General features: G+C 58.1%; 23 protein-coding genes, 1 tRNA gene and 1 pseudogene. 20 read left to right on the top strand and 5 right to left on the bottom strand.

Going from position 1 to position 23,389, the window contains the following annotated elements; genetic code table 11:
* Positions 1–45 precede the first annotated feature (45 nt).
* The 10 genes and pseudogenes from tssK to ACIQUF_RS07150 all read left to right on the top strand — a co-directional run bounded on the left by tssK (position 46) and on the right by ACIQUF_RS07150 (position 10,963).
* Entirely contained in the window at positions 46–1,383 is a 1,338-nt protein-coding gene (tssK, locus tag ACIQUF_RS07105; protein ID WP_403129827.1) for a type VI secretion system baseplate subunit TssK, read from the top strand.
* 1 nt (position 1,384) lies between these two features.
* A complete protein-coding gene (gene icmH / locus ACIQUF_RS07110; protein WP_403129830.1) occupies positions 1,385–2,245 on the top strand; it encodes a type IVB secretion system protein IcmH/DotU in 861 nt (286 codons plus the stop codon).
* A gap of 133 nt (positions 2,246–2,378) precedes the next feature.
* Complete coding sequence (locus ACIQUF_RS07115) at positions 2,379–2,894, top strand: Hcp family type VI secretion system effector (protein ID WP_403129833.1); 516 nt, start codon at positions 2,379–2,381, stop codon at positions 2,892–2,894.
* Between the two features lie 74 nt (positions 2,895–2,968).
* Positions 2,969–5,124: pseudogene (locus ACIQUF_RS07120) on the top strand (type VI secretion system Vgr family protein).
* 74 nt (positions 5,125–5,198) lie between these two features.
* Positions 5,199–6,053: a DUF4123 domain-containing protein gene (locus ACIQUF_RS07125; protein WP_403130314.1), complete on the top strand. Its 855-nt coding sequence runs from the start codon at positions 5,199–5,201 to the stop codon at positions 6,051–6,053.
* Complete coding sequence (locus tag ACIQUF_RS07130) at positions 6,046–9,030, top strand: T6SS effector BTH_I2691 family protein (protein ID WP_403129835.1); 2,985 nt, start codon at positions 6,046–6,048, stop codon at positions 9,028–9,030. The genes ACIQUF_RS07125 and ACIQUF_RS07130 overlap by 8 nt, the downstream gene beginning before the upstream one ends.
* Positions 9,031–9,033: 3 nt before the next feature.
* Complete coding sequence (locus ACIQUF_RS07135; protein WP_403129838.1) at positions 9,034–9,927, top strand: hypothetical protein; 894 nt, start codon at positions 9,034–9,036, stop codon at positions 9,925–9,927.
* Between the two features lie 49 nt (positions 9,928–9,976).
* Complete coding sequence (locus ACIQUF_RS07140) at positions 9,977–10,162, top strand: hypothetical protein (RefSeq protein ID WP_403129840.1); 186 nt, start codon at positions 9,977–9,979, stop codon at positions 10,160–10,162.
* 68 nt (positions 10,163–10,230) lie between these two features.
* Positions 10,231–10,626 (top strand): hypothetical protein, encoded by a 396-nt coding sequence (locus tag ACIQUF_RS07145; RefSeq protein WP_403129843.1) that lies wholly within the window; start codon positions 10,231–10,233, stop codon positions 10,624–10,626.
* Positions 10,627–10,705: 79 nt separating this feature from the next.
* Positions 10,706–10,963, top strand: coding sequence for a PAAR domain-containing protein (locus ACIQUF_RS07150; protein ID WP_403129846.1), 258 nt, complete (start codon positions 10,706–10,708; stop codon positions 10,961–10,963).
* Between the two features lie 16 nt (positions 10,964–10,979).
* Here the strand turns inward: ACIQUF_RS07150 and ACIQUF_RS07155 are convergent, their stop codons facing one another.
* The gene (locus ACIQUF_RS07155; RefSeq protein ID WP_403129850.1) at positions 10,980–12,725 is read right to left on the bottom strand and encodes an MOSC domain-containing protein; all 1,746 of its coding nucleotides are present in this window, start codon (positions 12,723–12,725) and stop codon (positions 10,980–10,982) included.
* Positions 12,726–12,853: 128 nt separating this feature from the next.
* Complete coding sequence (locus tag ACIQUF_RS07160; protein ID WP_403129853.1) at positions 12,854–14,404, bottom strand: sensor histidine kinase; 1,551 nt, start codon at positions 14,402–14,404, stop codon at positions 12,854–12,856.
* A gap of 185 nt (positions 14,405–14,589) precedes the next feature.
* Here ACIQUF_RS07160 and ACIQUF_RS07165 point away from each other — a divergent pair, with 185 nt between their 5' ends.
* Positions 14,590–14,967 carry a response regulator gene (locus tag ACIQUF_RS07165; protein WP_403129857.1) on the top strand — a complete coding sequence of 126 codons (378 nt, stop codon included), beginning with the start codon at positions 14,590–14,592 and terminating at the stop codon, positions 14,965–14,967.
* A 41-nt stretch (positions 14,968–15,008) separates the two neighbouring features.
* Here the strand turns inward: ACIQUF_RS07165 and ACIQUF_RS07170 are convergent, their stop codons facing one another.
* Positions 15,009–15,578, bottom strand: coding sequence for a S8/S53 family peptidase (locus ACIQUF_RS07170; RefSeq protein WP_403129862.1), 570 nt, complete (start codon positions 15,576–15,578; stop codon positions 15,009–15,011).
* Positions 15,551–16,765 (bottom strand): S8/S53 family peptidase, encoded by a 1,215-nt coding sequence (locus tag ACIQUF_RS07175; RefSeq protein WP_403129864.1) that lies wholly within the window; start codon positions 16,763–16,765, stop codon positions 15,551–15,553. The genes ACIQUF_RS07170 and ACIQUF_RS07175 overlap by 28 nt, the downstream gene beginning before the upstream one ends.
* A 465-nt stretch (positions 16,766–17,230) precedes the next feature.
* Here ACIQUF_RS07175 and ACIQUF_RS07180 point away from each other — a divergent pair, with 465 nt between their 5' ends.
* Together ACIQUF_RS07180 and ACIQUF_RS07185 are read left to right on the top strand one after the other, a co-directional pair.
* Positions 17,231–17,551, top strand: a complete 321-nt coding sequence (locus tag ACIQUF_RS07180) for a hypothetical protein (protein WP_403129867.1) — start codon at positions 17,231–17,233, stop codon at positions 17,549–17,551.
* The gene (locus ACIQUF_RS07185) at positions 17,551–18,042 is read left to right on the top strand and encodes a hypothetical protein (RefSeq protein ID WP_403129869.1); all 492 of its coding nucleotides are present in this window, start codon (positions 17,551–17,553) and stop codon (positions 18,040–18,042) included. Before ACIQUF_RS07180 ends, ACIQUF_RS07185 begins: the two co-directional genes overlap by 1 nt.
* Positions 18,043–18,387: 345 nt before the next feature.
* On the opposite strand, the gene ACIQUF_RS07190 is transcribed toward ACIQUF_RS07185, so the two are convergent.
* Positions 18,388–18,475 (bottom strand) — tRNA-Ser (locus ACIQUF_RS07190).
* A 134-nt stretch (positions 18,476–18,609) separates the two neighbouring features.
* Here ACIQUF_RS07190 and ACIQUF_RS07195 point away from each other — a divergent pair.
* The 7 genes from ACIQUF_RS07195 to ACIQUF_RS07225 all read left to right on the top strand — a co-directional run bounded on the left by ACIQUF_RS07195 (position 18,610) and on the right by ACIQUF_RS07225 (position 23,312).
* The gene (locus tag ACIQUF_RS07195; RefSeq protein ID WP_176513620.1) at positions 18,610–19,281 is read left to right on the top strand and encodes a Bax inhibitor-1/YccA family protein; all 672 of its coding nucleotides are present in this window, start codon (positions 18,610–18,612) and stop codon (positions 19,279–19,281) included.
* 184 nt (positions 19,282–19,465) lie between these two features.
* Complete coding sequence (locus ACIQUF_RS07200) at positions 19,466–20,845, top strand: nucleobase:cation symporter-2 family protein (protein WP_403129871.1); 1,380 nt, start codon at positions 19,466–19,468, stop codon at positions 20,843–20,845.
* Between the two features lie 85 nt (positions 20,846–20,930).
* On the top strand, positions 20,931–21,323 hold the full coding sequence (gene tusD, locus ACIQUF_RS07205) for a sulfurtransferase complex subunit TusD (protein WP_403129873.1): 393 nt from the start codon (positions 20,931–20,933) through the stop codon (positions 21,321–21,323).
* Positions 21,324–21,683 (top strand): sulfurtransferase complex subunit TusC, encoded by a 360-nt coding sequence (gene tusC, locus ACIQUF_RS07210; RefSeq protein ID WP_403129876.1) that lies wholly within the window; start codon positions 21,324–21,326, stop codon positions 21,681–21,683.
* A complete protein-coding gene (tusB, locus tag ACIQUF_RS07215; RefSeq protein WP_403129878.1) occupies positions 21,683–21,979 on the top strand; it encodes a sulfurtransferase complex subunit TusB in 297 nt (98 codons plus the stop codon). The genes tusC and tusB overlap by 1 nt, the downstream gene beginning before the upstream one ends.
* Complete coding sequence (locus tag ACIQUF_RS07220; protein ID WP_403129881.1) at positions 21,976–22,311, top strand: TusE/DsrC/DsvC family sulfur relay protein; 336 nt, start codon at positions 21,976–21,978, stop codon at positions 22,309–22,311. The genes tusB and ACIQUF_RS07220 overlap by 4 nt, the downstream gene beginning before the upstream one ends.
* A complete protein-coding gene (locus ACIQUF_RS07225; RefSeq protein WP_403129883.1) occupies positions 22,308–23,312 on the top strand; it encodes a glycosyl transferase family protein in 1,005 nt (334 codons plus the stop codon). The genes ACIQUF_RS07220 and ACIQUF_RS07225 overlap by 4 nt, the downstream gene beginning before the upstream one ends.
* The last annotated feature ends 77 nt before the right edge of the window (positions 23,313–23,389 follow it).

A 23,389-nucleotide genomic window follows, 5' to 3' on the forward strand; every position in this document is an offset into this window, starting at 1 on the left:
GCCTCTGCACCCTTCCCCACTTACTCACGCTGACACGGAGCGCTCATGAGTTCACGTAATCCCGTCCTGTGGCCCGAAGGCCTGTTCGTCAAGCCTCAGCATTTTCAACAAGCTGCGCGGGCCAGTGAAGCGGCCTTGCATCAACGCCTTGGCAGCCTCAACGCGGCGTTCTACGGCTTCAGCGAGCTGCAGTTGAACGATGAATACCTGAGCCTGGGCAAGATCGCCATCACCAAAGCGCGCGGCATCATGCCCGATGGCACGGTGTTCGATATTCCCGCCGATCTGCCACCACCACCGCCACTGGAAATCGAGGACGACGGTTCGAAAGACAGCGAGGTGTTCCTGTGCCTGCCGCTGCGTACCGAGGGGGGCCGAGAAGTCAGCTGGCCCGACAATGCCGCCAACTTCCGCTACAACGCCCAGGCGGAGGAAATCAAGGATACCCACAGCGCCGACGGCGATCTGGTGCAGGTTGACCTGGCCGTACCCAACTTGCAGCTCAAACGCAAAACCGAGGACAGCAGCGCCTACACCCGCCTGGCCCTGGCACGCATCCTGGAACGACGCCCCGACGGCAGCCTGCAACTGGACGAAACGTTCTACCCCACCAGCGTCTCGGTGCGAGCGGTGCCCGCCCTGCAGCGTTTCCTTGAAGAAATAACCAACACCCTGCGCGAGCGGGCGCGCAATCTTGCCGCACGCATTGGCGCATCGAACCAGTCCGGTATCGCCGACATCCGCGACTTCAACCTGCTGCAGGCCATGAACCGCTGGTGGCCTTGCTTCAACCACCTGGCCAGGCAAGGGCAAACGCATCCTGAGCAGCTGTACCTGTCCATGAGCCAGGCCTGCGGTGAATTCGTCACCTTTACCGACGAGAACCGACTGCCGCAGGAGTACCCGGCCTATCACCACACTGCCCTGCGTACCTCGTTCAAGCCCCTGGAAGACACCCTGCGCCGGGCACTGAGCACGGTCCTGCAACCACGCGCGGTGTCGTTGCCGCTGGAGACGCTGGACTACGGCGTGATGAAGACCACGCTGGATGACCGCCGCCTGATCGACGAAGCCGACTTCATCGTCGCCGTGCGTGCCAACCTTCCGCCGCAGACGTTGCGTCAGATGTTCATTCAGAAAGCCAAGGTCACCTCACTTGAGTCATTGAATGACCTGGTGCCATTGCAACTGCCTGGTATCCCGCTGTTGCCCCTGCCTGTCGCACCCCGCGACCTGCCCTTCCATGCGGGCTTCAGCTATTTCGAGCTGGACAAGCGCGATCCGGCCTGGGGGTGCATGAAGTCGGCCAACGGCTTCGGCTTCCATGTTGCGGGTGAATTCCCAGGGCTTGAACTGCAGTTCTGGGCGATCAGGGGTGAGTGATATGGATCAGAACAAAACAGGGCTAACCGATGCTCAGAGTGCTGGGACCCGACCGTTGAACTCGACGCTTCGTGGAAAAGCACCCAACGCGGCCGCACCGTCTGGAGAGCCCGCAGATAAGTCAGAGCCTGCGCCCCTGTATGAAGGTTACCCAGCTGATCCAGAATTCCAAATGCGAGGCGGCTACGCCAACCTGATGCTGGATGCTGCAATGCCGCTTTTCGGTTTGGTCATGCGCCTGCGCACATTGGATGCGCTGCCCAACATCAAGGACGTGCATCAGCAAGTACGTATTCAGATCGACAACATCCGCGAAGAAATACGCCAACACGGTTATGAGCCCGCTCAATTTTTGGCGTACTCCTACGGCCTGTGCCTGTACATCGATGAAGCGGTCATGGAACGGCCCTGGGGCAAGAACAGTTGCTGGAGCCATGAACCCCTGCTCAGCACCTTCCACGATGAAACCTGGGGTGGTGAGAAATTCTTCACCGTGCTTTCTCGGCTGATGCAGGAGCCCAAGCGGTACCAGGACGTGCTGGAATTCATGTACTTCGCGCTGTGCCTGGGCTTGAAGGGCAAGTACGCCATAGCCCCCAAGGGCGAAGAGTCCCTGAATGCACTGATCCACCAGCTTCACGGGATCATCCGTGAACTTCGCGGCCCCACGCCCGAAGAAGTCTGCGACCCCTATACCAACGTCGCCCCGCGCAACTACCGCGTGACTCGGATATGGCCTTGGTGGAGCCCGTTAGTCATATCAGCCATCGCCATGGCGGTTGCCTACGGGATCTACAGCTACCGCCTGCACCTGCTTACCACCGAGGTGCTGGAGTCGCTCAACGTCATCTTGCAGCAATAAACAGCCCACACCGGGTACCACTGGATTCAACGAATTATCGAGGTTAACGCCTCGCTAACAAGCCCATCGCTTCCGATGGCCACGCCACCTGTGGTGCGCGTGTTTTTCCCACATGGACGCAGGAGTAACTGCAATGCCAACACCCGCTTACATCAAGATCGAAGGCCAGACCCAAGGCAACATCACCGCTGGTGCCTTCACCTCCGACTCGGTCGGCAACGTGTTTGTCGAAGGCCATGAAGACGAAATCCTGGTGCAGGAAGTCAAGCACCAGGTCACCGTCCCGACCGACCCGCAAAGCGGCCAACCGGCCGGGCAACGGGTGCACAAGCCCTTCATTTTCACCAGCTCGCTGAACAAGGCCACGCCGCTGATGTACCAAGCGCTGGCCAGCGGCGAAATGTTGCCGACCGTTGAAGTCAACTGGTATCGCACCTCGGTAGAGGGCAAGCAAGAGCACTTCTTCACCACCAAGCTCGAAGACGCCACCATCGTCGATATCAACACCGTCCTGCCCCACGCTCAGAATGCGAAGAACGCGAACTACACGCAACTGGTCGAGGTGGCAATGTCGTACCGCAAGATCTCCTGGACCCACGTGACTGCGGGTACCGAGGGCTCTGACGACTGGCGTAAACCGATCGCCTGATCTAACTGAAATGCCCAGGCAGGCGTGCTCTGCCTGGGCTTTTCGAATATCCAGGCGGCGGACAGGGATCTTTTATGCCTAGCCAATCTGATCTGCGTTACAGCTTTCAACCGCTCGTGGGCAACGCTCAGTTTGAAGTCGTGTCGTTCACGCTCAAGGAAGGGATCAGCACACCTTTCGAACTGGACCTGAAGCTGATCAGCTTCGAGAACAATGTCGACTTCGGCCATCTGCTCGACAAACCTGTGCTGTTCACCCTCTGGGAGGGCGAGCGTCCGGTGCGTTATGTACACGGCTTGGTCAGCAGCTTCAGCCAAGCCGAAAGCGGCTTCTACCGCACCTATTACCACGCCGTGGTCGAACCACAACTGGCCCGCGCAAAGCTGCGTTCGAACTGGCGCATCTTCCAGCACAAGACCGTGCCGCAAATAATCGAGCTGATGCTCAAGCGCCAAGGCATCACCCAGTTTGAACTGCGCGCCAGCATGGACCACCAGGTCCGCGAGTTCTGCGTGCAAGCCGGCGAGACAGACCTGGAATTCATCTCCCGTCTGGCTGCCGAAGAGGGTTTCATCTACCGCTTCGAACACAATGAAAAGCGCCACAAACTGATCATCACTGACCGACTGCAATCTTTCGGCCTGATCAGCCAAGGTGCTATCAAAACCGAGGATGAAGACGAGGTATTTTTCGATGCTGACGAGCTGATCGGCCCCAACAACGTCCTATATCAGGCCAACAGCGGAGGCGACCAGGCCAGATGCTGCTTGTGGCGTTTGCGCTACAGCGAGCAGGTGCGTACTGCATGGCAAGTTCAGCGCGACCATACCTTCACCAACCCGGCTTACCGCCAGGAGCACAGAGCCTCGGGTCCGCATTTAGAGCACCAATCCAAAGACTACGAACGCTTCGACTACCCTGGCCGCTACAAACGTGATGCCGTGGGCAAGCCGTTCACCGAAAACCGAATTACCGCTCTGCGCCATGATGCGCGTATCGCCGAGGTCAAGGGGGATGATATCCGTCTGCAACCTGGGCTCAGCTTCACGCTTGTAGGTCACCCTAGAGATGACCTCAATGTGCATTGGCGAGTGAATACGGTTACTCACGAAGGCAGCCAATTCACCAGCCTGCAAGAGGAAGCCGCTGGCGTCGACCAGAGCACTCGTTACACCCAGACCTCACAACTCGTACCCGGCAGAATGGAGTGGCGCCCTGCGCCTTTGGCAAAGCCACGCGTCGATGGGCCGCACATGGCTACCGTTGTCGGCCCACCGGGTGAAGAGATTTATTGCGACGAGTGGGGCAGGGTCAAGGTCAGTTTCCCCTGGGACCGCGAGAGCCAGAACAACGAGTTCAGCTCTTGCTGGTTGCGGGTATCGCAGGGCTGGGCAGGTGGAAGCTGGGGCTCGATGGCCATCCCTCGTATTGGTCAGGACGTGATCATCCAGTATGTCAACGGTGACCCCGATCAACCGATGATTACCGGGCGCACCTATTGCGGCAACCAACTGCCGCCCTACGACCTGCCTGAGCACAAGACGCGGATGACTATCAAGAGCCAGACCCACAAGGGCAATGGTTTCAATGAGCTGCGTTTTGAGGATGAACTGGGCAGGCAGGAGGTGTTTATCCACGCCGAGCGAGACCAGAACAATGTGGTCAAGCACGATGAGACCACACAGGTTGGCAATGATCGCAGTGAAAACGTCGATCATGACGAGACGATCACCATCGGTCACGACCGCACGGAAACGGTCGGCAACGATGAACGGGTCACTATCGGCCAGGACGCATTTCTCAACGTGGGGCGTAACCAGACACTCCACATAGCCAAGGACCGCGTCGAGACGGTAGGCAACCATCGCCAGGATCAGATTACCGCCAATCACTCGATAACGATTGGCGGAAACCTGGAACAGCAAGTCGAAGGCCACGCAACGCTGGAAGCTCGCGCACAGATCCGCAGGCGCATCTTCGCGTCGCAGACGCGCTGGTCATCCAAGGGCCTGGAGGATCCATCCGCATCGATAAGACCGGCATCACCCTTGACGGCTCGACTATCCGCATCAATGGCGACTTGCTCAAGAATGCGGACGGAGCAGGCAACCCCTTCACTATCAATAGCGCACCTATCTGCGGCGAACCATTGGATCGTCTCTGCGGACGCCGTTCCGATGGCACCTGCGCCTTGGCTGATTGTCGCTGCCTGCGAGGGCGTGAGTCATGAATGTGGACGGATCGACACCTGCCAGCCAACACTGGCCGCCCAGTGCGTTGTACCAGACTCGCTTTCTCTTGCTGATGGCCCGCGAAATCGAACACTGGGCATTCCGACCGATACCACAGGGAGGTCATCCGGTACCCGCCTATGCCCCTTCTCTGCTTGAACTCATGGATGAGGTTACTGGCAGGATTGAACATGCGTGGGTGTGGAAAGACACAGCCATGGATGGCGACTATGAGTTCGGTCCCTTGCTGGTAGATGTCAGCAACGCTCCCGATCTTCAGCGCCACGCCCTGACGAATTGGGCGCCCATCGGAGCGGTCATTGCGCTGGATGCCGATGTCAGCCTTGCAGCGCTATCCGAGCACTTCACCAGCTTGTTGGAAGTCACCCTAGAGGATCAACAGCCAGCGACCCATCAGCTCAAACCTGATCACCTTGGCGCGTGGCTGGACGCACTCGATGAAGCCCATCGCACAGCCTGGCTTGGGCCGGTGTCGCGGCTGATATGGCGTGTCAATTGGGGGCCTGCCCATGAGTGGCAGCAGCTTGAGCGCAGCCCGACCGTGCTTCGTTCAAGGTCGGACGCACCACTCGCTCTTCAACAGGATGAAATTAGCCGGCTGCAAGTCGGCATACATGAGCACTTCGTACTCAGGCTAACCCATGAGGTGTTGGCCATGCCCCAACATAACGGACGGAATCTGGCTGAAATCCGTCAATGGATCGAGGAACTACTGCCCCAACTGAAAACGCTCAACTTCCATGACGAAGAGGTCGCAGGGCAATTCATTCTGCTGGCGGCAGAACACATGTGGCTGATGAGCAGTGAGGAGGCGGGGACTATCTACACCAACCTCCAAACTTCGCCACAAAGCAGACTTCGTGATTTGCAAGCACTGATCGACAGCAAGGAATTCTCCCATGACTGACGCCTCCGTGAGCCGCGCCACCTCCATCCCTGCCTGCAGTGCCCGCGTACCCATCCTGCCGATCCGCTACGCCATCGTGCCGCGCCTGGCCGATGCGCCGGCCTGCCGCTACGCCGACTCGGGCTTCGACCTGGAACAAGGCTTCTCCCCGCTGCAGCACTCGTCCTACACCTTGCGTGCCCTGCGCCCAGGTTACGTCTACGTGTTCATGCAAGGCACCCACGGTGAAAAGCTGGTCATTCACGAGCACGACGGCGAAGGCCGCTACAAGCAATTGCGCTACCGGGGGCTTGAGAACTACCAGCAGCGCGACGGCTACCTGTCCGGCCCGTCGATGGGCTGGGTCTGGGCCGACACCTGCGCGGACACTGCCCAGGAAGTCTGGATCGGCTACAGCCCGCATTTGTGGACCAATGCCATGACCGCCCGCATCACCGCCTCCGCCGCGCTGCGCCAGCGGCATATGCGCCGGCTCGACATGGCCGAACTGGTGGCCGGCAACCAGGCACCCTCCTCCCAGCCCCATGTACTGCCGGTCAGCGCCTTGAAGACCTGGGTCGAGGACTTCAAACCGGAACATCAGCGCATGTCGCTGGCCTGGAGTAGCCAGCCGCGTACCGAGATATTGCCAATCGGCAGGCTTGGCGCCATGGCGCGGCATTACCCCAGCACCCAGCCGAAAATCCCTGCCGTGGTGGTGCTCAGCGACGCCGAAGGCATGGCCCTGGACCTCAGCCTGTCGGTCTCGGCTTACCAGCATCAGCTGCGCGACCTGATACCCGCCGAGCAACTGGAACACACCAAGCCGCTGCAAAGTACCGAGCAGGCCGAGGTGCCCATGTGCTACGGGCTGGATGTGCAACAACTGAGCCCCAAGAGCCGCGATTTCCACCACCGCAACCTGGTGGCCATGCTGATCAACAAAACCTTGGAAAGCCTCTATCCCACGGACGCTCGCCCATTGGGCCAGGCGGCGCAACGCCTGAGCATGCCTACTGGCAGCCCGATGCTGTCCCCGGCTGCGGCACGCTTCCGAGCACTCACCCATGAATACTATTCCCCCAACGGCGCACGCCTGGGGCAGCGGCTCGATAAGGCCAAGTACTTACAGTTTCTCGAGGAGCGCGAGGCGCTGGAAAAACGCATCGCCGCCCTGCGCGTGCTTGCTCTGCAAGCCAGCAACGATCACGACGCCTGGCTGGCCACTGCCGAAAACCAGCACATCGATGACCCCTACAGCCTGGCGGCAGCGCTGGCCTGCTATGACCGTGACGACTGCACCTCGGCCCGTGGCCTGGAAATATCCCTGGCCCTGCTTATTCACCCCATGGGCCAGCCGGCGCCCGGCACCGAAGACGACGACCACCGCCTCCAGCGCCTGGAACAGTGGCTGGACCAGCACGACAGCCCGCTGTACGTGGCTCTGGCGCCGTTCAATCCGTTCAAGGACAAGGCCGATGCGGTCGGCACACTCTTGGGCGGCACCGATAACGTCATTGAGGGGCTGTACGGGCGCTTCCCGGCGATCGCCGACATCACTGACCTCACCGCCCAGTCGGTCAACACCGTGGTGCTCAAACGCATGCGTGGGCATACGCGTTGGGATGCCAGTCATAACCTGCGTCAGCAAGTGCTGCTGGCCGCGCAGGAAGCCAATGCAGAGAAAGCGCTCGGGCTGTTGGCGGCGCGTTACCAGATCACCGATCAGAGCGTGCGGGGGAATCCGTTTAGCCAGGAGGTGGAGCATTACTTGAAGACCGGGATGGCGCAGGTCGAGGAGATGAAACAGCTGAGGGTTACCGGGAGCCGAACGGTGTCGGTCGAGTTGACCACTACCACTCGGGTGATGCCCAAGCTCAAAGCATTGCTCACCTCAGGCGGCGGGACGGGTCTGAATGCCGGGATGCTGTGGTTCAACGTGATTGCGCTCAAATCGGCTTACAACAATTTGCAAAAGAGCCAAGCGCCGGAATACACGGCGGGATTTGCCGCCTCGATATTTGGCGTAATTGGGGCTTCGGCGGCGACGTTGGTGGGGGTGCGGGCTACGCAGAAGGCGGTGATGTTGCGGTTGAGTTCAACGGCGCCTGGGATGGCGTTTGGGAATGGCTTTATAAAGTTCCTAAGTAGTAATTTATTTGCGCGACTATCAGGTTACCCTGCAATAACGTTAAGTTTTTATTCAGATCTCAAAAAATCGAAAAGACAAGAACAATCTGGCGACATTACAGCTGCAAAGTACACGATTCGAGGAGGCTACGCCATTCTAATCGGATCTGTCCTTGCCCTAGAAGGAAGCCTCGCCCTTGGCGGTGTCGCGAGAGTCATATCACCCGCCGGACTGAGTAAAGCAGCAATCGTTTTCGTAGGCATAGCCTTTATCGTCGGCGGAGTTTACCTTCATTCAAAAGCCCACGACCGAATACACCTCCCAATAGAACTGTGGGCTGCTAGAAGCGTATTCGGAAACCGTGTCAATGACGGCGAGATACGTACTGAAATCAGTCTAGATTTTGAAGGCTACCTGCCTGTTTACAAAAGTGCGGGAGAAGAGATTGAAGCCTGGCATACTGAATTCTACTCGCCTGTCATGCTATCGAACGAGCAGGCGTTATCACTTGGCATCAGAGATCTCGGTAGCCAATGGAAAACCAACGACGCCTGGTTGGCGCCTAACTGGACTGCGATTGTACATAATGATGTTCCTCCACGACCTCCCATTGCGGCATTCACTATTCTTTTACGGGAATTCGCTCTTGGTCGGAGCGTATGGTCGGCCACTTTAGTTTATCGAAACAATGAAAAGTCGATACACCAACTCGCACCACGCAGCTACATGACCGACGCAGGATTGGTTATACACATCGAAAGCAATATTACTCAGTCAACCGAAGCGACTCTAGCGGTCACTTACCAACCTAATACAGGACTTCAGGAGAGTATTGAGTCCGTCGCACACTTCAAGCTTGAGGCGTGAACAATGCCAATATTGTGGCTATTCAATCCGTCCAACGAGACCAATATAAAGCCTAAGGCATCGCATCAAATATATGACATATCAAATCATGTAATCAGCATACGCAACCCCTGGGTGACCGACTCTGTCTTCATGGGAAAACTTTACACAGCAATGACAATCACACTGTCGCTCCTCATTTACGGCGACCTATCTACATCGGACTTGCAGCAGACCCTCAACAGGGATGTCGAATTACTATTAATGTACGTTTTAGCACCACTTATCCTCACCCCCTTCATAGCCTATAGAATATATTTCATAAGGAATTTATCAAACATCTATCTAAACAGAGCAACTAAACAAATTCACTACAAGCGTGACAGCAAACATTTTCTTTTCCAGTGGAATAGCATTGCTGGCGGCTTACTTAGACGCAGAGAGTTTGGTGGTGCATCGTTCAGCACTAGCTACGCACTCGCACTCGCACCCCGCCGGGAAGACGGCACCCTCCACCAAAAAGATTGCTTCTGGATCGACAGCAACGAACCCACCGAACCCGATATCCAGTACGTCGCCGAAGTCTGGGAATACCTCCGTCACTTCATGGACCACGGCCCGGACAAGCTACCGCCCCCAGGCGAGCCCAACTGGCTCTACCGCCCCCTCCACGAAATCTGCCTGACCCCAGCACAAGCCTGGCGCCACTACGCCCCTTGGCGCACCGGCGAACCCGGTGAAATGCAGGGCAAGAAGAACTGGCAACTTCCGTTCTGGGCAGTGCTGTTCCCTTACAACATCACCCTCGCCATCGCATGGTATGGCATCTGCCGACTGTTCAACGTCCGAGCCGCGGCTGCGCCTCCAGAAGCCTTTGAAGAAGCACCCGTTCAACCTAATAGAAAGAAAAGAAAATGAGACTAACTGTACATATCAATTATTACCTCTGAGTTCGGAACTGTACTTTATGAACAATCACACCCCCACTAAAACTGCCGACAACACCAACGCAGCACCCAATGTCATCATCATTACTCGCAAGCGCCAGATCGCGTCATTCGCAGCACTGATATTACCTTTTCCGACCTTGCTTGGCTTATTAGCATTACTGCCCCTGGATAAATTCACCTGGAAGCAACCTTTGCGCTCCTAGTCGCATGTAGCGCCCTCCCCTTAATTCTGGTGCACTGGGTCTACCCAGCCGACAAAGACTCCGTGCACTTGACGCCTGACGGCCTGTCATTCAAACAACACGGCGAAGTTCCATTCAGCAGTATCAAAGCCTATACATTAGAAGGCGGCATACGACTGACGCGTCATGACAATCCACCCTTGACACTCATTGGGAACAAGAAAACGCCGGGGTACGAAGATTTTCGAAAAGCGTTCCGAGCTGCCATGGCCGCTTGGAGCGAAGACGCTACGTCGGATCAGGTCAAGCAGCAGCATTTCTTTGGAACCGCCCTTGCCAAGGTGATGGGCGCACTCATCGTTATAATCTGTGGAGGACTTATCATCGCGACAATGATATTGAAGATGGGGATGTCTGCATTACCTGCATTAGCGATAGCCACCTTTACAGGCGTTCGTTTGCTCTTCAGTCGCCGACAGGAATAAGCCACAAGAAACACCCAGCCGCAGGCAGATCATTAGGCGGGCAAAAAGATCCCGTTCAATCAAACAAAAGGAAACATAAATGAAACCCATCGTACTCGTAGGCCATCGCCATTACTGCCCGATCCATGGCGAAGGAACAGTAGAAACTGGCTCCGGCGCCACACGCATCGATGACAGGGCGGTCGCCCGTGTCGGCGACCGGATCAGTTGCGGCGCGGTTATCGAAACTGGCGCAGAGTGCACGATCATCGAAGGGCAACCGGCGGCCAGGGAGGGAGACACGACAAGCCACGGCGGCATCCTTCTGGAAGGCGATCCGGGATGGCTTATCGAGTAATACCCAGCAGAGCTTCTCAACAATCCAGCACAACATCACTAGCCGGCACCATGCAGCACAACAAGGCATGCTCCGCCCGTGCACGGCCCGCTTCGGACAAAGACAGCACCTCCCCTTCAAGCACCCGGCACTCACAGGTCTGGCACAGGCCGGCGCGACAGTGGGCGGCCATCACCAAGCCTTTGGCCTCCGCAAACTGGAGCAGCGGCCCCTCCTGTGGCTGCCACTGGACAGTGATGCCCGATCGCTTGAAGGTCACCGCGAAGGGGCCACTGTCTGGAATTGGACGCATCTCCACAGCGCTGTCAGGCGTGACGAAACTGTCCATGTGCAGGCGCGCCGCGATGCCCGCTTCAGTCGCCATCGCCAGCACGCCGGACTGGAATGTCTCGGGGCCGCACAGATGGATGTCTGCCGACAGTTGAGCGGCTTCGAGTATCAGCGCGGCAAGATCGGGGCGGCCGGGCAAAGCATCGCGAACAGGCTGTCCCACGCCCGTGACGTGCAGTGCGGACATACAGCAAGACAGGCGGGCCGCAAGGTGTTTCACCTCATCCCACAACGCCAGTTCTTGCCCGCCCCTGATCGTGTGAATGACGCGCACCGGCTTGTCATAACCGGCGTCCACCAGCGCCTGCAGTTTGGTGATTGTCGGGGTAATGCCAATACCTGCACTGAGCATGAAAATGGCAGGGCTGCTGGTATCTACCGTGTCCGGGCCAAAAGGGCCTGTGATCTGGATGAGTTGTCCAACGAACTGCTCATGCAACGACCGTGAGCCGACGCCCGTGTCGCGCTTCACGGTAATGCGCAGCCGATCGCCCTGTTGTCCGGAGACGGTATAGCGGCGCCAGTCACCGTCCTCAGTCAACCCATGCACCGCGATGTGCTGCCCAGGCTTGATGGAGCCCAGCGAGCCTACATGGGCCAAGGGGTCCTGCAGCCACAACGAGCGGATACCTGGCGCCTCCTCTATGACCTCGACGATACGCGCCGGTCGCGGCCAGTTAGCTACCGGTGGCGCCTTGGGTACCCCCACCGCAATGGCCAGACGTGCAGGATAATACTGCCCGTTCAAGTAAATCGGATCGTGTGGTCGGACTTGTCCGCCCGCTTCAACATGGGCGTAGACGCCGCAATAGATGTGGCCGAAATGCCGGTTCAATTGAGCGGGTGTGTTGATATCACGCTCGCCGGTCTGCGGGTTCACCGACGTGGCACTGCAGCGCTTGATCGGCCGGATGATCGACAGACACGCGCCACCCAGCTGCACACCCTGCCCCAGCCAGCTGAACTCGACGAAAGGTTCAGCTTCGATGTAAATATTGCCGCGAAAGCGCATCGGGTCGACCGGGACGCCGAGCCGATCAGAAAGGGCAGCCACCGTGGCCACATTGATGATCGATAGCATCGAGTCATCGAAGTCCCAATGCCCAAGCCGGTCCTCTCGATGGATGATTTTCGCCTGCTCGCCAAAGGCCTGCCTTAGAAGAAGCGGGTCGTCGAACAGGTTTACCTTTTCGCCCGACGTCGCCTCCACCAACCCCAACATGTCAGCGTGCCTTTCAGGCCAGTAGTGGACAAGGTCCGCGTTGGTGGTCAATTGATGAAAGGGCGCGCTGCCTGCAGTGGCAACACCTCTGGTAATACCAATGATTCGATCACCCGGTACACCCTCTCCCTTGCGCAGAGTCACCTGATCGAGTGTTTCACCTCGAAAGCCTTTTATGGGATAACGGTAAAGTGAAACTACACGGGCCATGAATGGCTCTCCTTGTTATATAAGGTTCGGATCGGCGTAGCCTGAACCTACCCCATCAACAACCCGTACAACACCACTGAATCCGACGCAATATTGACCTGACGCGACGATGATTCGAACATCAAAGCTCAAAGCTTGAAGCGAACATGGATACAGCTTTTTCCTTCCAGTCGATCAATGGACACCGCTGCGCTTCCATAGCCCGAGTAACTTTTCACCAAACGCATGCCAAGGCCGGTACCTGTGGGTTTTGGATAAGTGTCGGGGAAGCCATCGCCCTCGTCCTTCACTGTCAGCAGCACATGGTCCCCTGCATGATTCACTAGAACTTCAACAGTGCCTTTGCCATATTTCAACGCATTGGTGATGAGTTCAGAAATCACTAACCCCAAGGGCGCCATCCGCTCAGGGGGAAGCACAAAATCGTCAGTCTCCAGGACAATTTTTCGCTCAGCCAGAGCTTTGCCCAAGTCGCTTAGCAATGCGTTCAAATAATCGGCGGCCTGCACATTCTTATCGTCGTCGGTGTGGTAGAGCCGCTCATGCACGCTGGCAATGGTCACAACCCGGCCTGCGGCAGTCTCCAACTGCAGTTTCACCGCCTTATCCGAAGTAAGATTCGCCTGCAGGAGCAACAATGTGTTCACGAGATGAAGGCTGTTCTTGACCCGATGATGGATTTCTTCCAGGTGCAGGTCGCTTCTGCTCTGCCGGGAGTTCTGCGCTTCGATCAGCGATAGCAGTTGCGCTTCGTATTGATGCCGCTCGGTAATGTCCCTGGATACGGCCATGACACGTTCGAGCTTGCCGTCTGCGCCAAGAATCGGCGCGACTGTCACATCCCACCATTTAGGTTCATCGGGTGCGGTAGGGAAATAGGCCTCAAACCTGGCCGTTTCACCGACAGTCACCTTGCTTAGGGCCTCTATAACCAGAGGTTTGGACTCCTCGGGCCAAAACTCGGTCCAGCGCTGCCCTTTGACCTCATGCAAGGCGGCCAGGTGCATGAGCTCAATGCCCTTTTCATTCATGAACTCAATCTCGCCACCGGGTGACAGGATCTTCACGCAGTCGGGGCTGGCATTCAGGAAGCTTTCTGAATAGGGATCAGGGTGAGGCGCCTCGACACCGGCGGCAATGCGCTCGACCGCCATGGAGATGACATTGGAAATGCCTTCCAAAAAGACCAGATCGCTTTCGACGAAATCATCGCCATTGCTACTGTCGGCTTCAAGCACGCCAAATGGCCCCAACGGGCCGCGAATCGGTACGTTGATGGCACGCTCGATCCCGTATCTTTTCAACAGTTCGGGGGTGCGAAAGCGCTCCTCCAAACCCAGGTGGTTGGACAGTACAGGCCGATTGGTCGCCAACGCAAAGCCAGCAGGGCTGGCAATGTCAGCGCCAACGGTGGCATGCCCGATGTCCGACTTGGCCCACCCTACACCGTGCGAGAGCACATAGTCATCGCTGTCGGGCAGTGGCTGGAGCACCTTGGAAAAACGCGTTTGCATACCTTCGGCCACGACGGTGCACGCTTGCGTGAGCAGCGTATCCAGATCATCGACCTTCAATGACAGCACGCCAAATTCTACAACCAGCTCATGCTGTCGATGAAGCCGAGCGTGAGACTTTCTCAGGGCGGCCCGGATGGTTTCGTCCGGCGGTAACTGTTGCATACGCTCTCCATTCAGATGCCGAAAAGAAATGCGCTGTTTCCTCTGTTCTACCGACGCCGTTTCGCTCACGGCCCTGAAACCATAGCCGCTATTGAGCGCAAGCGCGTGCAGTACCACTCATCGCCCGGCGGCAACCAAGAAAAACGCGTGAGACCCTAATCGGTATGAGACGTGAGTATTCCCCTATGGCCCGAAATATTCTGGTAGTTGAAGATGATGAGTTGCTCGGCGCGCTGACCGCCGAGAGCCTCTCGTCACTGTACGCCGATCAGGTTCTGAGATGCGCAAATGCTGACGAGGCGTTGGCGCTGATGAGCGCAGGGGTAAATGTCTCGCTGGTCTTCACGGATATTCATATGCCTGGGGAGATGGATGGACTGGGGCTGGCCCGGGAGATCTGGCGCACTTGGCCCGAGGTGCCCATGTTGCTCACTTCAGGCGATGCCGTCGTGCCGCTTGAGACGCTGCCCGCTAACGCGTCGTTTCTGTCCAAGCCCTGGACGCTTGATGAACTGGTTGAGTGCATTGACAGGCTCACCCATCTGCCACGGCGACCAGCCTGATGGACCAGAAACTCGGTGTTCTGCTCCTTACACCTTCCATGCTAATCGGATGCATCCCCACGGCGACCTTCAACGAAGAGCGGCTTACCTCGACTCTTGATTGCAAGCTTAAAAGCCTGAAGCATGTCCATCCGGGCGAACTGCACCATGGAAGCGCCAGCCTCTGGCCGCCCCCTGACCTTAATGGGGCCAGTCGATCCTGCACGATCAACTTCAGCAGCCATCGGCAGTGCGCTCTGGCGCAACAGACTTTTGATCTGCTTCGGCGTGAGACCTGGGTTTATGGAAACCATCGCCGCCACCACGCTGGTCACCAGCGCCGCCGCATACGAGGTGCCACAGCCACCACCACGGCCGGTCCGCGACAGGGTAGAACGAGGTGGATTCGGACACGCGGCCGCGCTGATGTCGATCCGGGCCCCCACATTCGAACTGCTCCGTGGCGTTGCAAAGCGTGGGTCAGCCACGTCCACCTGGCGTTGACTACGTTGATGTCCACCGACCACTAACAGTTGATCAAACACCAACGATGCCGGAAGGTGGTCGTCTGTAGTTGAAGCGGTGTTTCCGGCTGAGTTGACGACTAGAACATTCGGATGCCGGCGTTCCAACCAAAGAAAAAACGTTCAAGCAATAGCGCATAACCGTCCATGGCCAAGGCCGAACGCACATTCACATCAATAGGTTCGCCTTTGAGATTCAGCGTACCCATCCGATGTACGCCCCAGCTCCAATTGAGCACTCGTACTCCATCTTCCACCAGGTTCACTGAGGCGGCGATACGCGCCGTAACCCCAGCAGCGGCGCCACGATCGACAATGATGTCAAAGCGCCCGCCTGCCGCCCCCAAACGGCTGAGCAGTGCCAGATTGCCGCTCCGATAGAGACGCGCGGCGAGGATGCCCGACACGACTGAACCATGCGCATTAGGAGCGAGGCTGTGGCGAGCGTAGAGGCAGGCCCCGACACCGTCACAGGGTCGTGCAAGCATCGAAAAGTCGGTCGAGTCAAAATTCACTCCCTTCTCGATCACCCTAACCCTGACAATGTCGGACTTATGACTGCGGCCGCTGAAGTGCTGCTCATAAATATCCATCGCCGGTTGAAAGTTGTTGGCGACCCACCCTTCATGGTCAGGAGGTTCGATCTCTCGCTCGGGATCTTCCGGTGCCTGCAGGTTATCGTCCTCCACCACGACACCCATGACGGCGCTGTCAGTCCGCAATCTGCTCACGATTTCATTACGCTGCGCCAATGACCTTGCTTGCAGGCGAAACTGAAAGACGTTCAAGGCAGGGATCGCACCGACGACTTCTAGGTCGTAATGACGAGCAATACGCCTCGCCTGCTCAAGCCCATCACTGTCTTCAGGCAGGATCAAACTGACCAGGTCAACAGCTGTCACAACACGATCCGCAATCTTCACATGATGTCCTTCGGCCGATGCACGTACCAAACTTCGCTGCGTGGTAAACCAAACCGAGTTGCTGGTATGACCCGCCTGCCGTACCCAGATCGGACCACTGGGGCTGCCCTTTCTCAAGCTGAAACACAAGCTACGAGCGTGTCGCTCGACGCGATATTCAGGAAGGTCGCTCCCGTTGACAACCACGGTCGGCAGAGACTCACCCATGCCCTGCACCTGCATGCATTGCTGATACACATCGTGCACGTATCCGTGTCCCTTGGGCGCCAAGCTATCAATTCGTAGCGACCCTCGTGCTTCGACGCCGCTCAAGGCTGTCGACGCCAAGAGCAGCACGCACAAACCCCATCGGCTCATGTCCGCCACTTCCATGTCGGTGTCAGGAGTTACTGAGCCGTCCACTTGAAGCAGCTCAGCTCTGCTCCTCGTTCGCTATGACCCTAAAGGGGTTGGCGTGACATGCCTACTGGCAAAAATGTCAGGTCTGACGCGTGCGGGCTTCGCTGCCTATCACTACCCGCGCCGAACTGTCGGTGGATGACCCACCGACGCTGACTTGCATGCCGTGGATCGGAAGAATATTTCTTAACTCGCTTGGATTTGCATGGAGCCAGACAACATACAGCCCATATGTTGCATTCCCTGACCGCAAAATTGTGCTACCCGCTCGATAGTTGGCTCAGTACTCATCTTGCGAAGCGCCTCCTCGTCCAGTCACAAGTATAGGATGCACAGTCCGACCTGACATTTTTACCAGTTTCGCCTTTCGCCGCACTTGCTCATCATTTATGGCGACACGCCAATCACTGATGTCAGCATTATTTGCAAGGAGGCTGTATGAAATTCGCATGTATCACAATGATCGCCATCTCGTCATTGGGCTCAGCGGCGAGTGCATTTGGCTTGAGTGAATCGCAGCACGGCACATCAATACAACGAGCAATTATTGAACCAGCGATGGTGCATCAGGCCATCGATTTGGAAAAAAAATCACTTCCCAAGAAGATGAAGAGACGCCTCAGGGTGAGTCGCCGCTGGTCATTCTCCAGAGCAAGAATAAAACCAATATCATCGTCACCGCACCTCACGTCACCAAGCCTTTCCGTGAGGGTACGTATCGTTTCTCTGACGGTGCGGGTGCTGCTGCCCTTGCAGTAATGCTAAACAGGCTCGCCTGCACAACCGTTATTTATAACCAGTACCTTACGACATCCGATCCAAACTTCTACGACAACAACCCCTTCAAGGAAAAACTCGCTGATCTGATCAAAACCCTCAAACCGGTGCTCGTACTGGATATTCACGGCAGCCATGATTTCAGACCCTATGACGTTGATGTTGGCACGATGAACGGTAAGGCGCTGCTAGGTAATCAGCGGCTCCAGACTTCCTTGATCGAACACCTACGTCAAGAAGGCATCTTCAACATTTCAGACAACTACTTCGCCGCAGAGAAAAACCAAACAATTGCTCGATTTGCTTCCGATAGAAATGTTCCGACAATACAGCTGGAGATCAGCAGTACTTTGTTACGACCTTCAGAGGAGGGAATAATGGCTCACCGCTTCGCTCAGTTGCTGCAGGCGCTGACCCGCTACGTACGGAGCACCACAAACAATCCGACAGGTGTGTGTGAGTCTACCTTGTAGCGCACTCAGGGACAGTGTACCGAATGATGCAACTGAACCGCGAAGGAGCAGGCTTCGGGCGCGATCTCAAGAGAATACCCTGGCGCTGCCGCCATACCAGAGTGGATCGCAGATCAGATGGGGCACACGTCGACGGCGATGATCTTCAAGCACCACGCGAGTGGATCAGCGAGGACGGCCTGGATGTGGTGGGTTTGTTAAACCAGGCGCTCAGGTTGGCCTGAACGCACAAAAAAAGGGGCCGCAAGGGCCCCTTTCTTCTGCCTGTCATTCCCAAAGTGTTCCCAAAACGCTCCCATCTGCGGGTCAAGCGGTGGCGAACATCAATGAAATCAAGCACTTGTATGGCGGAAGCGTAGAGATTCGAACTCTAGGATAGTTGCCCATCGACGGTTTTCAAGACCGTTGCCTTAAACCACTCGGCCACGCTTCCAGCTCGTTTTGCGGCCGCCATAATACCGTAATGAAACACGCTGTCAAACTCTCTATGTCGCCGGTTGCAGGAGCTCTGATAGACTCCTAGCATCTGAACGTTCCAAAACCACAGGTTTACCAAGGAGTGTCGCCATGCGCGAACAGGATTACGCCGTACATAACGGCCAGCAGGTCGAGCAGCGCGAGGTCAGCAAAGTCCTGCGCAATACCTACAGCCTGCTGGCACTCACCCTCGCCTTCAGTGGTGTCATGGCTTTCGTAGCGCAGCAGATGCGTGTCGGCTACCCGAACGTGTTCGTCGTGCTGATTGGCTTCTACGGCCTGTTCTTCCTCACCGCCAAACTGCGTGATTCGGTTTGGGGTCTGGTGTCCACTTTCGCCCTCACCGGCTTCATGGGCTTCATTCTTGGCCCGATCCTCAACCGTTACCTGGGCATGAGCGGCGGCGCCGAAGTCGTCAGCTCGGCCTTCGCCATGACTGCCCTGGTGTTTGGTGGCTTGTCGGCCTACGTACTCATCTCGCGCAAGGACATGAGCTTCCTCAGCGGCTTCATCACCGCCGGCTTCTTTGTTCTGCTGGGTGCGGTCGTGGCCAGCTTCTTCTTCCAGATCAGCGGCCTGCAACTGGCGATCAGCGCTGGTTTCGTGCTGTTCTCGTCGGTCTGCATCCTGTTCCAGACCAGCGCGATCATTCACGGTGGTGAGCGTAACTACATCATGGCGACGATCAGCCTGTATGTATCGATCTACAACCTGTTCATCAGCCTGCTGCAGCTTTTCGGCATCATGGGTCGCGACGACTGATCCTGATTGGTTGCCTGCACCACGAAAGCCCGCTTCGGCGGGCTTTTTTGTGCCTGCAGGCTGACTTAAAAGTCAGCTTATTCAGCGATAAACCCGCGATCGTGCGGGTATCGTGCTTGCCACTACCCCTCTTGCGCTCCACCCCGTAGAATGCGCTCCTTTTTCTTCCGGGGCAGCTTCACCGATGAGCTCACACGAACACAGCCCGGGCGCGGATGCGCCTGCCAACGAACTGGTGCTTGGCCTTGAGGACAAGCCACGGCTGCTGATCGGCCTACTGGCGGCGCTGCAGCACTTGCTGGCGATCATCGTGCCTATCGTCACCCCAGGTTTGCTGATCTGCCAGGCGCTGGGCGTTTCGGCGCGGGACACCAACCTGATCGTGTCGATGTCGCTGGTCATCTCGGGCATTGCCACCTTCGTGCAGTGCAAACGGTTCGGGCCGTTTGGCGCGGGATTGCTGATCGTGCAGGGCACCAGTTTCAACTTCGTGGGGCCGCTGATTGCCGGTGGCGCGTTGATGGTCAAGCAGGGCACGCCGGTTGAAAGCGTGATGGCAGCGATCTTCGGCGTAGTGATCGCCGGCTCGTTCGTCGAGATGGGCGTGTCGCGCATCCTGCCGTTCGTCAAACGTCTGATTACGCCGCTAGTAACCGGCATCGTGGTGCTGATGATTGGCCTGACCTTGATCAAGGTCGGCCTGATCAGCATGGGCGGCGGCTTCGGCGCGATGGCCAATGGCACCTTCGCCAATGGCGAGAACCTGCTGCTGTCGGGCGTGGTGCTGGCAATCATCGTGATCCTCAACCGCATCCCGGTAGTGTGGATGCGCAGTTGCGCTATCGTCATCGCCCTGGCGGTGGGTTACGCCCTGGCGGGTTACCTCGGCCGCCTGGACTTTACCGGCATGCATGAAGCCGCGCTGTTCCAAATCCCGACACCACTGCACTTCGGCCTTGGCTTCTCCTGGGCGCTGTTCATCCCGATGCTGGTGATCTATCTGGTTACCTCGCTGGAAGCCATCGGCGATGTCACCGCCACCAGCAAGGTCTCGCGCCAGCCGGTCGAAGGGCCGGTGTGGATGCAGCGGATCAAGGGCGGCGTCCTGGTCAATGGCGCCAACTCGCTGCTGGCCGGTCTGTTCAATACCTTCCCAAGCTCGATCTTCGCCCAGAACAACGGTGTGATTCAGCTGACCGGCATCGCCAGCCGCCATATCGGTATCTGGATTGCCGTAATGCTGGTGGTCCTGGGCCTTTTCCCGAGCGTTGCTGGCGTGATTCAGGCGGTGCCTGAGCCGGTACTGGGGGGTGCGGCCATGGTCATGTTCGGTGCGGTCGCCGCCTCGGGCATCAACATTCTGGCCAGCACCCGCCTGGATCGGCGTGCGCTGCTGATCATTGCGGTGTCGCTCGCACTGGGCCTGGGTGTAGCCCAGGTGCCGGAGTTCCTCGCCCACATGCCGGCGGCCATTCGCAATGTGCTGGAGTCCGGTGTTGCCACCGGCGGCATCTGCGCTCTGGTGCTGAACTGGTTCCTGCCGGAGAGCAAGGAACACGCCTGACGGCCCTGCCCCGACCAATAAGCCCGCGCCCACCCGCGCGGGCTTTTTGCTTTATCATGGCCGCATTCCTTTGCACGAGTTGTCCATGAAATTCGCACTCGCGGTTTTTTCCCCGGCCCATGCGCCCTCCTCGCGGCGCGCCCTGCGCTTCGCCGAGGCGGCACTGGCCGACGGGCATGAGATTGCCCGGCTGTTCTTCTATCAGGACGGTGTTCACAGCGCCTCGGCCAACGTGGTCGCGCCCCAGGATGAACAGGATATCGCCGCCCAGTGGCGCGCCTTTATCGAGAGCCACCAACTCGACGCCGTGGTCTGCATCGCCGCTGCCCTGCGCCGCGGCGTGCTCGACGAAGCCGAAGCCAATCGCTACCAGCGCCCAGCGGTAAACCTGCCCAAGCCGTGGGAGCTGTCTGGCCTGGGCCAACTGCATGAAGCGGCACAGCTGGCCGACCGCCTGGTCTGCTTTGGAGGCGATTGAATGGCCAAATCTCTGTTGATTATCAGCCGCCAGGCGCCCTGGAACGGCCCATCGGCCCGCGAGGCGCTGGACATCGCCCTGGCTGGCGGCGCCTTCGACCTGCCATTGGGCATGCTGTTTCTCGATGACGGCGTATTCCAGCTTGCGCCAGGCCAGCAACCTGCTGCCGTGCAGCAAAAGAACCTTGCCGCCAACCTGCAGGCCCTGCCGATGTTCGGTGTCGAGGAACTGTTCGTCTGCCAGCACAGCCTGTCTATCCGAGGGCTCGCTGCAGACACGCTGGAATTGCCGGTAGACGTGCTGGACGATGCCGCACTCAAGGCACTAATTGCTCGTTTTGACCAGGTGGTGACCCTCTGATGCCAACCTTGCATGTGATATCCCACTCCCCCTTTGGCGACGACCGCCTGAACAGCTGCCTGCGCCTGCTCGGCAGCGAAGATGCCTTGCTCCTGTGCGGCGATGCGGTATATGCCCTGCGCGACGGCAGCGAGACGCAGCGCCTATTGCAATCGGCCGGGCTGGAGCAGCGCCTGTTCGCGCTCGACGAAGACCTGCAGGCACGCGCCATCACCAGCGAACTGGCCAAGGCCGTGGACTATCAGGCGTTCGTCACGTTGTCGCTGCACTACGACAAGGTCAACAGCTGGCTATGACCACCCTTACGGTAGACAACCAGGCGATCGCCCTGGATAAAGACGGTTTTCTGGTCGACCTGCAAGACTGGTCCCACGCCGTCGCCGAAGCGCTGGCCGAGCGCGAAAGCATCCCGCTGACCGCCGACCACTGGGAGATCCTCGAACTGCTGCGCCAGTTCTACGAGGAGTACCAACTGTCCCCGGCCACGCGCCCGCTGATCAAGTACACCGCGCTCAAACTGGGTCCGGAAAAGGGCAACAGCCCGCACCTGAACCGCCTGTTCAACGGCACCCCCGCCAAACTTGCCGCCAAGCTGGCGGGCCTGCCCAAACCGACCAATTGCATATGACCGACGCTCGCCCGCTGACCCTGGAAACCCCGGCCGAACACCCGTTCGCCGAATTCGTGCGCATCCTTGGCAAAGGCAAGCGCGGTGCCCGCGGCCTGACCCGCGAAGAAGCCCGCGCAGCCATGACGCTGCTGCTGGAAGGCAAGGTCGAAGACACCCAGCTGGGTGCCTTCCTCATGCTGCTGCGCCACAAGGAAGAGAGCGCCGAGGAATTGGCCGGTTTCACCGAAGCCCTGCGTGCCCATCTGCAAGCCCCGCATATCGCCGTCGACCTGGACTGGCCGAGCTACGCCGGCAAGAAGCGCCATCTGCCCTGGTACTTGCTAGCCGCGAAGTGCCTGGCAAACAACGGCGTGCGCATCCTGCTGCACGGCGGCGGCGCCCACACCGCAGGACGCCTGTACACCGAACAACTGCTGGCGCTGCTGGAGATTCCACTGTGCCGCAACTGGGATGCCGTCGAGCAGGCCCTGGATCACGAGCGTCTGGCGTTCTTCCCACTGCAGGACTGGGCACCGCAACTGCAGCGGATGATCGACCTGCGCAACACCCTCGGCCTGCGCTCGCCGATCCACTCGTTGGCCCGCGTGCTCAACCCTCTGAGCGCACGTTGCGGCCTGCAAAGCATCTTTCACCCTGGCTACCAGGCCGTGCACCGCGAAGCCAGCCGTCTGCTCGGCGACCATGCAGTGGTGATCAAGGGCGATGGCGGCGAAATCGAAGTCAACCCGGATGTGATCAGCCACCTGTATGGCACCAGCGCCGGTGAAGCCTGGGACGAGGAATGGCCGGCTTTGAGCGAAAGGCGACATGTGAAGCCTGCGAGCTTGCAGCCCGAGCAACTGTTGTCGGTTTGGCGTGGTGAAGCTGAAGACAGCTACGGTGAGATGGCCGTGGTCGCGACCATGGCCCTGGCACTGCGGGGCTTGGGGCAAGAGCGCGATCAGGCATTCGCGACCGCCCGCACCTACTGGGGCGCTCGTAACCAATCGAATAAGTAGATTATTACCCCGCAGTCTTTGCGCTATTTATTCGAACGCTTTTCCCTAGACTGAGCTCCAACGACAAACAACTTTGT

Origin of the sequence: Pseudomonas sp. NPDC090233, assembly GCF_044772285.1 — a bacterium.
Classification (GTDB): Bacteria; Pseudomonadota; Gammaproteobacteria; order Pseudomonadales; family Pseudomonadaceae; genus Aquipseudomonas.

Excerpts from the sequence above, each read along its gene's own strand:
- ACIQUF_RS07220 (WP_403129881.1), top strand. The coding sequence starts at position 21,976 with ATGACCACCCTTACGGTAGACAACCAGGCGATCGCCCTGGATAAAGAC.
- ACIQUF_RS07115 (WP_403129833.1), top strand. The coding sequence starts at position 2,379 with ATGCCAACACCCGCTTACATCAAGATCGAAGGCCAGACCCAAGGCAAC.
- ACIQUF_RS07225 (WP_403129883.1), top strand. The coding sequence starts at position 22,308 with ATGACCGACGCTCGCCCGCTGACCCTGGAAACCCCGGCCGAACACCCG.
- tusC (WP_403129876.1), top strand. The coding sequence starts at position 21,324 with ATGGCCAAATCTCTGTTGATTATCAGCCGCCAGGCGCCCTGGAACGGC.
- ACIQUF_RS07185 (WP_403129869.1), top strand. The coding sequence starts at position 17,551 with ATGCTAAACAGGCTCGCCTGCACAACCGTTATTTATAACCAGTACCTT.
- ACIQUF_RS07125 (WP_403130314.1), top strand. The coding sequence starts at position 5,199 with ATGGCCCGCGAAATCGAACACTGGGCATTCCGACCGATACCACAGGGA.
- ACIQUF_RS07165 (WP_403129857.1), top strand. The coding sequence starts at position 14,590 with ATGGCCCGAAATATTCTGGTAGTTGAAGATGATGAGTTGCTCGGCGCG.
- ACIQUF_RS07180 (WP_403129867.1), top strand. The coding sequence starts at position 17,231 with ATGAAATTCGCATGTATCACAATGATCGCCATCTCGTCATTGGGCTCA.
- ACIQUF_RS07200 (WP_403129871.1), top strand. The coding sequence starts at position 19,466 with ATGAGCTCACACGAACACAGCCCGGGCGCGGATGCGCCTGCCAACGAA.
- ACIQUF_RS07140 (WP_403129840.1), top strand. The coding sequence starts at position 9,977 with ATGAACAATCACACCCCCACTAAAACTGCCGACAACACCAACGCAGCA.
- icmH (WP_403129830.1), top strand. The coding sequence starts at position 1,385 with ATGGATCAGAACAAAACAGGGCTAACCGATGCTCAGAGTGCTGGGACC.
- ACIQUF_RS07150 (WP_403129846.1), top strand. The coding sequence starts at position 10,706 with ATGAAACCCATCGTACTCGTAGGCCATCGCCATTACTGCCCGATCCAT.
- ACIQUF_RS07195 (WP_176513620.1), top strand. The coding sequence starts at position 18,610 with ATGCGCGAACAGGATTACGCCGTACATAACGGCCAGCAGGTCGAGCAG.
- ACIQUF_RS07160 (WP_403129853.1), bottom strand. The coding sequence starts at position 14,404 with ATGCAACAGTTACCGCCGGACGAAACCATCCGGGCCGCCCTGAGAAAG.
- tssK (WP_403129827.1), top strand. The coding sequence starts at position 46 with ATGAGTTCACGTAATCCCGTCCTGTGGCCCGAAGGCCTGTTCGTCAAG.
- ACIQUF_RS07135 (WP_403129838.1), top strand. The coding sequence starts at position 9,034 with ATGCCAATATTGTGGCTATTCAATCCGTCCAACGAGACCAATATAAAG.
- ACIQUF_RS07155 (WP_403129850.1), bottom strand. The coding sequence starts at position 12,725 with ATGGCCCGTGTAGTTTCACTTTACCGTTATCCCATAAAAGGCTTTCGA.
- ACIQUF_RS07175 (WP_403129864.1), bottom strand. The coding sequence starts at position 16,765 with ATGGAAGTGGCGGACATGAGCCGATGGGGTTTGTGCGTGCTGCTCTTG.
- ACIQUF_RS07130 (WP_403129835.1), top strand. The coding sequence starts at position 6,046 with ATGACTGACGCCTCCGTGAGCCGCGCCACCTCCATCCCTGCCTGCAGT.
- tusB (WP_403129878.1), top strand. The coding sequence starts at position 21,683 with ATGCCAACCTTGCATGTGATATCCCACTCCCCCTTTGGCGACGACCGC.
- tusD (WP_403129873.1), top strand. The coding sequence starts at position 20,931 with ATGAAATTCGCACTCGCGGTTTTTTCCCCGGCCCATGCGCCCTCCTCG.